This window comes from Nannocystis punicea, assembly GCF_026965555.1.
Taxonomy (GTDB): Bacteria; Myxococcota_A; Polyangia; order Nannocystales; family Nannocystaceae; genus Nannocystis; species Nannocystis punicea.
In genome coordinates this window covers 8,841,349-8,853,752 of sequence record NZ_CP114040.1, presented here as the reverse complement: position 1 = coordinate 8,853,752, position 12,404 = coordinate 8,841,349, and the positions used below count along the sequence as shown (strand labels likewise).

The 12,404-nt window shown below is 69.9% G+C and carries 8 protein-coding genes; 5 read left to right on the top strand and 3 right to left on the bottom strand.

The genetic code is table 11. The features are described 5' to 3' along the window. Window positions 1–251: 251 nt before the first annotated feature. From O0S08_RS33855 to O0S08_RS33840, 4 genes are all read left to right on the top strand, one after another. On the top strand, window positions 252–2,774 hold the full coding sequence (locus tag O0S08_RS33855) for an nSTAND1 domain-containing NTPase (protein ID WP_269033564.1): 2,523 nt from the start codon (window positions 252–254) through the stop codon (window positions 2,772–2,774). A gap of 259 nt (window positions 2,775–3,033) precedes the next feature. Then, window positions 3,034–3,678: a TetR/AcrR family transcriptional regulator gene (locus O0S08_RS33850; RefSeq protein ID WP_269033563.1), complete on the top strand. Its 645-nt coding sequence runs from the start codon at window positions 3,034–3,036 to the stop codon at window positions 3,676–3,678. Between the two features lie 127 nt (window positions 3,679–3,805). Next, complete coding sequence (locus tag O0S08_RS33845; RefSeq protein ID WP_269033562.1) at window positions 3,806–5,620, top strand: flavin-containing monooxygenase; 1,815 nt, start codon at window positions 3,806–3,808, stop codon at window positions 5,618–5,620. Window positions 5,621–5,647: 27 nt separating this feature from the next. After that, window positions 5,648–7,288 (top strand): SMP-30/gluconolactonase/LRE family protein, encoded by a 1,641-nt coding sequence (locus tag O0S08_RS33840; protein ID WP_269033561.1) that lies wholly within the window; start codon window positions 5,648–5,650, stop codon window positions 7,286–7,288. Between the two features lie 55 nt (window positions 7,289–7,343). Here the strand turns inward: O0S08_RS33840 and O0S08_RS33835 are convergent, their stop codons facing one another. Next, window positions 7,344–8,228 carry an STAS domain-containing protein gene (locus tag O0S08_RS33835; RefSeq protein WP_269033560.1) on the bottom strand — a complete coding sequence of 295 codons (885 nt, stop codon included), beginning with the start codon at window positions 8,226–8,228 and terminating at the stop codon, window positions 7,344–7,346. An 808-nt stretch (window positions 8,229–9,036) separates the two neighbouring features. Here O0S08_RS33835 and lepB point away from each other — a divergent pair. Further along, entirely contained in the window at window positions 9,037–10,209 is a 1,173-nt protein-coding gene (lepB, locus tag O0S08_RS33830) for a signal peptidase I (protein WP_269033559.1), read from the top strand. Window positions 10,210–10,264: 55 nt separating this feature from the next. Here lepB and O0S08_RS33825 read toward each other — a convergent pair whose 3' ends face one another. Next, window positions 10,265–10,780, bottom strand: a complete 516-nt coding sequence (locus O0S08_RS33825; RefSeq protein ID WP_269033558.1) for a DUF6368 family protein — start codon at window positions 10,778–10,780, stop codon at window positions 10,265–10,267. A gap of 111 nt (window positions 10,781–10,891) precedes the next feature. Then, a complete protein-coding gene (locus tag O0S08_RS33820) occupies window positions 10,892–11,992 on the bottom strand; it encodes a hypothetical protein (protein ID WP_269033557.1) in 1,101 nt (366 codons plus the stop codon). Window positions 11,993–12,404: the final 412 nt, after the last annotated feature.

Below are 12,404 nucleotides of genomic sequence, written 5' to 3'. Positions count from 1 at the left end.
CCGCGTGAGGCTTCGACTTCAGGCTCGGGCACTGGACGACCGGGCATATCCGGCGGGGCGGGGCGTGCCTGCGTGTGTGGGACGGGGACCTGTACAGCGCGCGTCGGTTCGACTACCGTGACACTGCATGCCTTCGATGGTCCTCATTTCGCCGACGCCGGCTCTGTGCCGGACGAGCGGGCCGCAGTATCTCGGCGAGGGCATCACTATCCATCCGGTCGCTGAGGAGTCCCATGTTATCGGAACCGCAGATGCTCGAGCTCGACGCCATATTCGCGGAATCGTTCACCGGGGAGCAGCTACGATTACACCTCGAAAAGTACGATCGGAGCCTCGCCGACAGCGTACCCTCGATCGGGGCGGTCACATACGAGGATTATCGATACAAGGTCGTCCAGGCCCTCTGTAGACACGATGCGGTCGCCCCATTCTTGCGAGCGCTGGCTGGCCCGGAGGCAGTGCGCGGGCGGGCGGTCAAGCTGCGAAGGTTCCTCGTCCGAATCGAAGGCGCGCCGAGGACGGCCGACGGACAAGCTCGCGTCCGCGCCGACAATTGTCCTTATCCGGGCCTCGCGGCGTACGTCGAGTCCGACGCTGGGATCTTCCTCGGGCGTGACGACGAGCTCGACGAGCTCGACGAGCTTATCCCCGCTGCGCGGTGGTTGTCGGTCGAGGGCGACAGCGGCGTCGGCAAGTCGTCGCTGGTGGCAGCGGGGCTGCTGCCGAGGTTGCGCGCGGAGCAGCAGAGCTGGATGGTCGCGTGCATGCGGCCCGGGCGGCACCCACTCGACAACCTCGCGCGGGCCGTGCGCGACGCGATCGCCGGGCCGAAGCCCGATCTCGCGGAGGTGCGCCACCAGCTCGTGCAGGACGGATCCGGGCTGCGCAGCCTGGTCCGCCAACACACGCCGAAAGGAGCGCGCTTCCTCCTCCTTGTCGACCAGCTCGAGGAAGCGCAGACCTTCGGCGAGGAGGAGCAGACGCGCAGCTTCGACGCCGCGGTCGCCGGCGCTCTCGCCGATGAGGAGCCGCGCTTTCACCTGTTGACCACGATCCGCGCCGATCAGGTCGGCTCGCTCTTCGACGGCATCTCCGAGCTCGGCGGATGCATCAATCGCTCATGGGTGCGGCGATTCGTGGTGCCGCCGATCCGCCGCGAATGCCTCGACGAGGTGATCAGAGGGCCCGCTCGGATGCACGGCGTCGAATTCGAGGCGGGGCTCGCCGAGTCGCTCCGCCTGGAGGCGGACGAACTGCTGCACAGTTCGTCCGAGGGCTGCTTGCCGCTGCTGGCACATGTCCTACGCGAGCTCTGGCGCGCCTGCGTCGGCGGCGACACGCTCACTCACAGCGCTTGCGCGCGGCTCGGTGGGCTCACGGGCGCCCTCGCGCGGTCGGCGGAGGAACTGCTCAGGGGGCTACAGCAGGTGGATTCGACGGCGCCCGAGCGGATCCAGAAGTTGCTCCTGGCGCTCACCGCGGTCGACCGCCAGCGGCGATGGACCCGAAGGACGATCCGCCGCGGCCGCGCGCTCGAGGTGCTCGGGGGGGAGAAGGCGGAGGATCTCCTTGCCGGTCTTTCAGGACATGTGAGCGGATCGGGCCACGCGTCGATGAGGATCATCGTCACCTCATCCGGGGACGATGAGCCACGCGTCGATCTCATCCATGAGGCGCTCTTGACCCGCTGGAGCACCCTGCACACGTGGTTGCTCGCCGAGGAGGAGGCCAAGCGGCGGACCGCCGAGCTCCACGAGGCGGCTGTCCAGTGGGACAGCCTCGGCGGGCGCCACGTCGACGCGCTGCCCCGTGGAAAGGTGCGCGAAGTGTTCCTCGAGGCGGCGCCGTCCGAGGACGAGCGCGCGCTCGACGAGGCGTTCCAGGAGGCCCTCCGCGACGATGTGGAGCGAGAGAGGCGCGCGGCCCGGACGCGGCGTCGCCGCATCATCGGCGCCTTCGCTGGGCTGTCGGTGCTCGCTGCGATGCTGGGGTGGTCGACCTACTTCGCAGTTTCCCAGCGGCGTCTCGTCGGTGTCGCGCTCGAGCAGATGGTGCTGCAAAAAGCTCAAGCGGAGCGGGCGGGCCAGCAAGCCGACTATTCCGAGCGGCGAGCCGTCGACGCCAAGCTGCGGGCGCTGGAGAAGGCACGAGTCGCGTCGTTCCGCAGCGATATGGCCCGGGTGCTCGGGGCCGCCCAGGTCCAAGCGGCGCGAGGGCTACTGGAGCTGGCAAAATTGGCGGGCGAAGAGTGCGGAGACTCGAAGTTCGGGCCGTGGGTCGTCCAGCAGGCCAACCAGGCCAGCTCCGTGCTGACCACCGCGGCCGAGCTCGAGCACAAGGCCGACACGGTCGCCGACAAGGTGGTCCGCGACGAAGCCCGCTATGTCACATGCGAGCAGTCATTGACCCGCGCGCAAGGGGTCGCCGGGCAGCCGTGGGCGATCGCCATGCGCGACGCGATCGAGTGCTACGCCGATCTTCGCAGCGATTCAGCGCTGAGTCCGAAGCTGCGCGCCAAGATCAAGGACGACACGGTACGCGTGGTCGAGTTGCTCGAGCAGACGCTGCCCGCCCGCACCGACGCCGACTGGGCGGCGATCCTGAAGCAGGCGAGACGCCTCGAGCTCGACGACGCACTGAAGCACCGGCTCGCCGGGCTGGAACGCGATCCTTCCCTGCTGCGCCCGCAGGACTTGGGGCGCGCCGAAGTCCAGGAGGCGATCGATCTGCGTGAGCAGAGCCTGAAGAATCCGTTTCGCAAGCACGAGCGCTGACGGCCGGGTCGGATTCGTCGACGCCGACGAGTCGGACGCCCGATGGGCTTGCGCGAGCGCGCACGGGCAGGCGCGGCGTCGATTTTGACGAAAACTCGGGACTGCGTACGAGTCTTGGCCGCATTCTGGGGGACGCGAGCCCCAGGCAGGCGCGATCTAAGTCAGTTGACTTTTAAGGCGTATGACTTAGTCTCTGCGCGGGCGAGGGCAGGCCCCCAAACGGTCGTATGCGCGCGAACGACAGCAAGCAGGTCCTGGAGTGAAGCTGGCCAGATCCGACCGGGGGAGTCAGACGCGCGAGCTGCTCCTCGCCACCGCGGAGCGGCTGTTCGCCGAGTACGGGGTGGAGGGCGTCTCGAACCGTCAGGTGAGCGAGGCCGCCGGGCAGTCGAACAACTTCGCGGTGGGCTACCACGTCGGCTCCAAGGAGGACCTCGTGGTGGCGATCGTGCGGCCGCACGCGGCGTCGATCGAGCGCCGGTGCGGCGAAATGGTGGCACAGCTGCCCGACTCGCCGGGCCTGCGCGATTGGGTGTCGTGCCTCGTGCGGCCGGCCGTCGAGCACCTCGCGTCGCTGGGGGTCCCGTCCTGGTACGCGCGGTTCATCGCGCAGGCGACGACCCATCCCACGTTTCGCAGGCTGGTCGTCGGCGAGGCGTTCGCCTCGCGGTCGTTTCAGCGGTGCCATGAAGCCATGTTCCGGCTGGTCCCGCTGCTCCCCGAGGAGGTCCGGCGCGAGCGCGACGACATGGGGCGGCTGATGCTCGTGCACATATGCGCGGAGCGGGAGCGGGCGCTGCAAGAGGGCACGGCCTCGCCGCATTCGACGTGGGAGTCCACCGCGACCGGACTGGTCGACGCGCTCGTCGGATTGTGGCTGGCCCCCGTCACCGCCCGGTGGTGACCTCGCTGGGGCGGAGACCGACGAATCCGTGCCCGTGTGCGAAATCAACTGACGAAGGAATCAACCTCGCGCTCGTGGATCCGCGACGATTTTGCGGGCGCCGTTCGATGCGAAAGGATGTGCAAAGATGGATGTGACGAAGAAGGGTGAGGCCTCGTTCTCTGCAGAGGCGCTGAGGGACAAGTATCGGCTCGAGCGCGAGAAGCGGCTGCGTCCCGACGGGAGCGCCCAGTACGCCGACTTCAGCGGCGTGTACGCGGACTTCGACAGGGATCCTCACGTCGAGCCCGGCTTCACCCGCCCGGCGGTGAGCGAGACGGTCGAGGTGGTGATCGTGGGCGGCGGCTTCGGCGGCATGTTGGCGGCGACCCGGCTGCGACAGGCGGGGTTCGAGTCGCTCCGCATCGTCGAGAAGGGCGGCGACTTCGGCGGCACCTGGTACTGGAACCGCTATCCCGGCGCGGCGTGCGACGTGGAGTCCTACATCTACATGCCGCTGCTCGAGGAGACCGGCTACATCCCGACGGAGAAGTACGCCAAGGCCACCGAGATCTTCGCCCATTGCCAGCGGATCGGCCGCCAGTTCGATCTGTACCGGGCGGCGCTGTTCCAGACCTCGGTCGCGGGCATGGATTGGGACGACGACGCGCGGCGATGGATCGTCACGACCGACCGGGGCGACCGGCTGGCGGCGCGGTTCGTGATCATCGCCGGCGGCGTGCTGCACAAGGCGAAGCTGCCCGGCATCCCCGGGATCGAGACCTTCCAGGGCCACAGCTTCCACACCAGCCGGTGGGACTATGACTATACCGGCGGCGGGCCCGGGGGCGGCCTGGACAGGCTCGCCGACAAGCGCGTGGGCATCATCGGCACCGGCGCGACCGCGGTCCAGGCGATCCCTCATTTGGGCGCCGCGGCCGCGCAGCTGTACGTCTTCCAGCGCACGCCTTCGAGCATCGGCGTGCGCAACAATCAGGCGACCGACGATGCGTGGGTGAAGACGCTCCGGCCCGGCTGGCAGCGCGAGCGCATCGTCAACTTCTCCGCGATCGTGTCGGGTCGCCCGCAGGAGGTCGACCTGGTGCGCGACGGCTGGACCTACATCTTCGAAGGCGACGCCAGCTCCGGCGCGACGACGCCCGAGGAGGCGGCGCAGCTGCGAATGTTGACCGACTTCCGCAAGATGGAGGAGATCCGCGCGCGGGTGGATACCCTCGTCAAGGATCCCGCGACGGCCGAGGCGCTCAAGCCGTACTACTATCAGCTGTGCAAGCGGCCCTGCTTCCACGACGAATACCTGGACACGTTCAACCGCCCCAACGTCCAGCTCGTCGACACCGAGGGCAAGGGCGTGGAGCGGATCACGCCCACCGGCGTGGTCGTCAAGGGCAAGGAATACGCGGTCGACTGCCTGATCTACGCCTCGGGCTTCGAGGTCTCGAGCGAGTATACCCGCCGGCTCGGCTTCGACATTCGCGGGCGGGGCGGCGAGTCGCTGCGCGACAGCTGGGCCGAAGGCGCCTCGACGCTCCACGGCATGCACAGCCGCGGCTACCCCAACCTGCTGATGTTCAGCACCACCCAGAGCGGCTGGGCGATCAACTTCGTCCACATCCTCGACGAGCAGGCGAAGCACGCCGCGTACATCCTCGATCAGTGCAAAAGGCGCGGCGTCGAGGCGATCGAGCCGACGGAGCAGGCGCAGCAGGATTGGTGGGAGGTGATCTTCGGCACCCTCGCGAAAGGGGTCGGCTTCGGCGGGCCCGAATGCACGCCCGGCTACTACAACAACGAGGGCGCCAGCTTCGGGCCGCGGGAGATCCGCAGCGCCGGCTACGCGGCCGGCACGCTGGGGTTCCTGCAGATCCTGCACGATTGGCGCGAGCGCGGCGATCTCGCGGGTCTGGAGCTCACGCGCGGAGCGGCCGCCCCCAACTCATGATTCATTCGCCCCCACCAGGAGGACCTCATGCGTCGATTGCTCTACACATCCTTGATCGCCTGCGCCTTGCTGGGGAGCCGCCAGGCGACGGCAGCGCCCGCGCCCGTGTACCGCCAGGAAGTGGTGGTGGCCGGCTCTCCCTTCCAGGGCGTCCACGGCCTGGTCGTCGATGACCGCGGACACCTGCTGGCCGGCAACCTGCTGGGCCAGTCGGTCCATTCCATCGACCCGAGCACCGGCGCGGTGTCGACATTGGTGGGGCCGCCCCTCGGGGGCGCGGACGACCTGACTCTCGGGCCAGACGGCTCGCTCTACTGGACGGGGTTCTTCTCGGGCCAGCTGATGCGGCGCACCCCGCAAGGCAAGACGCGCGTCATCGCCAGGGATCTGCCGGGCCTCAACTCGCTGGCGTTCCGCGGCGACGGCAGGCTCTACGTCACGCAGCTCGGCCGGGCCGACGCGCTGTGGGAGGTCGACCCGAGCGGCAAGAAGAAGCCGAAGCAGATCCTGGCCGCGCCCGGCTTCCTCAACGGCTTCGAGTTCGGCCCGGACGACCGCCTGTACGGCCCGCTGTTGCTCAAGGGGCAGATCGTCCGGGTGGACGTGGACACGGGGAAGATCGAGGTCGTGGCGGGGGGCTTCATGATGCCGACCGCGGTCAACTTCGACTCGAGCCGGGAGCACCTGTTCGTCGTCGACGCGGTGCGCGGCGAGCTGGTGCGCGTCCGCGTCGCCACCGGCGAGAAGAAGGTGATCGCGCAGCTGCCCACCGGGCTCGACAACCTGGCGGTCGGGCCCGACGACCGGGTCTATGTCTCGAACATGGTGGATAATGACATTCGCGTGGTGAACCCCGGCGATGGCTCGGTCCGCTCCGTCGTCGCCGCGCGTCTGACTGTGCCGTCGGGCCTCGCAGTCGCGCCGGACGACGCGGACGAGCAATTGTACGTGGCGGACGTGTACGCGCTGCGGCGAGTGGGCGGGCGCGACGGCAAGATCGCGCAGACGACCCGGGTCCTGTCCACGCCGCTGATCTTCCCGATGCACGTCAGCCTGGGTGCGAAGCACGTGGTGCTCAGCAGCGCCTATCTCGGCAGCCTGCAGGTGCTGGATCGGGCCACCGGCGCGATCCTGCGGACGATCCCCGACCCCAACGGCGTGCAGGGCGTGCTCGAGCTGGCCGATGGCACGCTGCTGGTCGCCGAGGCGACCACGGGCCGGCTCGTGCGTGTCGACGCCGCCGAGCCGGCGGGGATGACTGTGCTGACCGAGGGCCTGAAGGGGCCGGTGGGGCTGGTGGCGGACCTGCAGGGGCAGGAGCCGGGCGTGTATGTCACGGAGGTGCGCTCGGGGCGAGTGACGCGAGTGCGCCTGGCCGACGGGGCGAAGCGCACCGTGGCGAAGGGCCTGCGGGCCCCCGAGGGCATCGCCCGCCATCCCGACGGGGGACTCATCGTCGCGGAGGTCGGCCGCAAGCGGCTGGTGCGGGTCGATCCGGCCACCGGACGGTCGACGGTGCTGGCCAGCGGCTTGCGCATCGGTCTGCCGGAGAGCGAGGGCCTGCCGCCCGGCTATGTGCCCACGGGGGTCGCGGTGGGCCGCTCCGGGACCATCTACGTGTCGTCCGACATCGACAGCGCCCTCTATCGATTCGTCCCCGTGCCCTGAGAATGTCGGCAGTGCAGGCGGTCGGGGCGAGTTCGGCGCTCCGACGCCTGCCGCTTCAGGTCTTCTCCATGGCGAACGCGATGCCGCTCTGCAGCGTGCCGCGCACCACGAGCCCGTCGAGCTCGAGGCCCAGGCCGACCAGGGTCCCGGCGACCTCGGGCCGGATGCCCGTGAGCACCACCTGCGCGCCGAGCAGGCGGACCGCCCGCGCGGCCTGGACGAGCCCGTTGGCGACCGCGAAGTCGACCATCGACACGCCGGTGACGTCGAGGATGGCGATGGCGGCCCTGCGCTTGCTGATGCCGTCCAGCAGGGTCTCCAGCACCTGCTTGGCCCGCGCCTCGTCGACCTGGCCGATGAGCGGCATCACCACCACGCGATCGCTGATCGGAATGAGCGGGGTCGACAGCTCGGCCAGCGCGTTCGCCTGGATCCGGATGACCTCCTCCTGCAGCCGCTGGCGCTCCTCTTCGACGCGCTTCATCGACCGGAGGTCGCGGGTGATCGTGGCGAGCCCGATCGGCTCGTTCTTGGCGTTCTTGGCGAGGAAGAGGCTGTAGTGCACGGGGACGATCGCGCCCGTGACCATGTGGCGGAACCGGAATTCGCCCGCCCACTGGCCGGTGCGCAGGACGATGGGCAGGATGGTCTGCTCGACGTAGGGGAGGTCGGCGGGATCGAAGTAGGTCTGGACCAGCGTCTTCTTCGTCTCCTCCAGGCTCGCGAGCCCGACCATCTCCCGCCCGGCGGCGTTGACGTAGAGGGCGCGGCCCTCCATGTCGGCGATGCCGATGAAGTCGGAGCTGCAATCGATCAGACGGAGCAATGATTGCTGCGCGTCGTGATTGTCGAGGTTCCAGGCGTTCGTCTCGCGCAGGCCGTCGATCGTCCGCTGTTGCTCGGCCACCTGCCGCTCGAGCTCCGCAATGCGCTGTCGCAATGGGTCCTGGGAGGATTCGCTGGCGCGGTCTGAGGGACCGTCTAGAGACGACATTCCGCAGAAGCTACCGACGTTTCCGCTCCGATGCAACATAGTTCGGGTCAACGTCGTGGCGCTCGGAGTCCGCGAAGGAAGTTCAGGAGATTCGGATGGCGGCGCGGAGGTGAACAGGGCGTGAAAATTTGTGGGGGAATGTAACCTGTGCGAGAATTGTGGCTCGCCCGCGGGCGCGTCGCCGCCCGCACCGCTGTGTTCCACGGCGTGACGTCGAGGGCGCCGGGGACGAGGCTCGGCGCCGCCCTCGCCGGGGCTCGCAGGTCCGCCGCCTTCCATGCGCAGCTCGACCTTCCCATCCATGCGGATAGCGCCGGACTGGCGCAGCAGGTCCACACTGTTCTCACGCCTCGGCCTGTGGGTAGCCCCATTCGGGGTGCGAATCAATGCACCAACGATTGGTGCTGAAGCCCGAATCACGCGGGCCGGGCCTGCGAACGTTGCGCTCAGGCGGCCCGCGCGGGGGCCGAGGTCGAGGTCATCCAGTCGTTGACAGCCGCCGGTGCCGGGGCCTAAAAACGCGCGCATGTGCAGGCGCGGCCTCACCGTGATCGTCGGGCTCGGTTCATTCCTCGCGCTGAGCTGCGGAGGGGAGCCTTCACCCCGGACCGAGCCGGTGCCGAGAGTCGCTCCGCCGCCCGCTCCCGCAGAGAAGCCTCCGGAGCCTGCCCGGTGTGCCCGCTGGAAGGGCGGCGCAGCCTCCGGGACACCGGCTGCGGAGGAGCTCGCCGGCTCCCCGCAAATCATCGGGGTCGTGGATCTCGAGCGCGGCCTCGGGCCCGGGTTTCGCCAGGATCTCCAGGCGCTCGTCGACGAGAGCTTGCCCGACCTGACGCGGTGCGGCCTCCGACCCGCCGACTTGCGTTCGCTCCGCCTCGTCGTCACGCCCGCCTCCGTGGTGGAAGCGCGGGTCCTCGGGCTGCCTCCGCTGGAACAGCTGCGCGCGTGCCCATTCATCCCCGACCTGCTCGCAGTGGCCGGCAGCAAGGGCTGGCTCGCCGCGGACGAGCGGCCGGGCGCGCTGCGGGTCCGACGCGCCGACGCGACGCCGCTGGGTGACGAAGCGTTCGAGTTCGATGCTCCCGCAGGGCGAGGTTTGTACTTGCGGGCGACCGCGGGGCCGCCGGATCGGCGGGTGACTTTGACGCTGGAGGACAGCGACGAGCCCGGAGTGCTGTTCCGGATCGAGGGACCCCGGGACGTGGTCGAGGGGGCCGGTTCGTGGTGTGAGGGCGCGCTCCGGCGCCAGGATTCGCTCGGGTTTCGCTACATCCAGGAATGTCGGGAGGCTTCCCCCACGACGCTCGAGATCCTTCCGTCTCCCCAGGAATCGGTGGACCTCGCGGCTCTGGGGGCGGTCTTGCGGGACGAATTCTTCGAGACCTTCGAGGTCCACGGAGACAGCATGCTCCCGACCCTGCGCGACGGGGACGTCGTGTTCGTGGACAAGTTGGCGCGGGGCGAGGTCCCTGCGCGGGGCGCCGTCGTGCTGTTCGAGGGCGAGGGCGGGAAGAAGTTGATCAAGCGGGTGATCGCGCTGCCCGGTGAGGCGCTGGAGCTCTCGCCGGAGGGGCTCCACATCGACGGCCGCGCGCTGCCTCCGTCCGCGACCGGAGAGACCGAAGCGGCGTCGTCGTGCGGCGTACGATTGCTCGCGCAACCCCTCGACGCCTCCCGCTTCGAATTCATCGCCGACTCTCGCGCGGGCAGCGTGTCCGCGCGCGTCCCTGACGGCCACGTCTTCGTGCTGGGGGACAATCGACCTGTCTCGAAGGACAGTCGAACGATCGGGCCGGTCGACGTGCGGAGCCTGGCCGGCGTCGCTCGATTCATCGCCTGGAGCGCACCCGCCGGGCGCGTCGACTGGGAGCGGAGCACCGCCGCGCTGGACGCAGCGAGCCCGCCGCCGGACGCCGGGGCGCGCTGACTCGCGGCAGCGCCGCGGTCGGGTCGGCCTGGGGTTTCGGGCGAACCTCGCCCGTTCACTTGATCATGTGAAACGAGGGGTGCGCCAGCCAGGCGCCCATGAACGCCGCGTCGCCGAAGTCGCCGCCGTCGGGATCCTCGACGAGGCCCCTCTCCGTGAGGGCGGTTCGCTCCGCGAGGGGCAGGCGCAGGGCGCCGAGGAAGTCGACGACGCCGCCGAGGCGCTCCGTGGTCCGTCGACACAGCTCGCCGAGGATCCGATGGTCGCGCGGGTCGCCGGCGAAGGCGACGAGATCGATGACGTGGGCCGGGCGGCCGAAGACGCGGAGGATGAAGTCGATCTGCTCGGAGTCGTAGGTTTCGCCCGGGAACCGGCCGACGAAGGCCGAGAACGGCCGCTCCTCGGCTTCGCTGGCCTCGCCGGGCGAGTCGCCGAGGACGAGGGCGTCGCGGACCCAAAAACGATCGCCGGTGCGCTTGCTGCCGAGCGCCGTGAGCATGGCCTGGAATGCGTCGAGTTCGGCAGGACCGAGCGGCTCGAAGACGAGGACGGATGCAGAGGGCCCGGACATGGCGGCGGTACGAACGGGGAGTGGCGGGCACGGCCGAGGGGCCACGTGCCGTTCGTCGAAGGTACCGGGACCCCCGCTGCGCAGCAAGGACGGTGTCGCCGTGCGGTCCGGTCACGTATGCGGCGGGTCCCCCGTGCGGAGGAGGACGCGGCGGTCCGGGTCCCAGTCGCCGCAGAGGTTGCCGTCGGCGTGGAACACCAGCTTGTGCACCACGCCCTCGCCGTGGCGCGACTTCATGGTCGCGTAGTCGGACGTCTCGAAGGTGACGTCGACGCGGTCCTTCCAGCGGAAGCGGACGTTCCAGTAGTAATAGCCGCGGGTGACCGCAGCGGGGACGAAGTCGAGGTGGCAGGGGCCGTCCGCGGGCCACAGTTCGGCGAGCAGCGACTCGATCGCCACGCGGCCGTCCTCGATGTTCCGCAGGGTGACGTTGGGGCGATAGAGGTCGTGCAGGCGCGAGAACTCGCGCAGGACGACGTCGTCGACGCCGAGGCGCGCGGCCCACTCGAGGTAGGCGAGCACGCCGGCGAGGTCGGACACGCCGGTCCGCTGGACCACGCACACCAGCCGCACCGGCACGCGCCCCGCGAGGCCGCGCACCGCCGCCTCGAACACCGCCTGCTCGGAGATCCGCTCGCCCGGACGAAAGCGCATGATGCCGTCGTTGCGCGCGGCCTCGTGGTGGTGACGCGAGACCTCCGCGCGCGTCAGTCCGAAGGCCTGAAGCCGCGGGACCAGCTCGGCGGCGTGGGTCCCGGCGTGGAGCCCGGCCGCGTTGGTGTAGAGGACCTTGTCGGTGAACGGCGAGGCGAGGTCCGCGGCGGTCAGCACGTCGAGCGCGGCGCACAGCCACGCGGGGTCGTCGGTCGCCTCGAGCCCGGAGAGCGAGAGGCCGAGCGGGAGGCCGCGCAGCTCGGCGAGCGCGCGCGCGAGGCCGGCGAAGTAGCCGGGGCCGGGGCGCAGGGCGGCGGACATGCGGGCGGCGTCGCGGTGGACGAGGGTCTCGGAGCAGAACACGCAGCGCGCCGAGCACGGGCGGGCGGACGCGAAGGGGGTGAAGGTCAGGGGGAGAGCGAAGCGATGGACGACGCCGGCGACGGGGTGGTCGACGACGCGGGCGCCATCGTCGCGGTCGACGAGCGCGGCGCCGTGGGCGGCGAAGCGCTCGAGCAAGCCGGCGCTCGCGCGGCTCAGGGATTCATCGGACTGCATACTCGATGGCCTGGAGCGGTTCGCGTCGCTCGACTTCGGGCGTGGTGTTTGGAGGCTCTCGTCGTGGGTCGCGGTTCGGAGCGCCGTCGCGGGGCACGATGGAACTTGCACCTTGGCACATGCACGTGGGCCGGACAATCGGAGATGAGTGCCGGTGCTCAATTGCGCCCGGCAAACCGGGCGCTGCGGGCGACTCCGACGCCGAGCGTCCGGGGACGCGGGCGAATGCGCACCGCTCGTGCCGCGCCCGCACTACGCAGAATACGACGGGCGGGGACTCGACCGCCGGAGCAGGCCGCGCATCGCCGCGAGCTTGCGCCGCTTGCTGCGGGTCGTCTCCGAGCAGCTCGTCCGGGGCCATCGGCGCGCCGCGCTGCTGCGCCGCACCCGGTGCGCTCGCGTACGTCCTTTG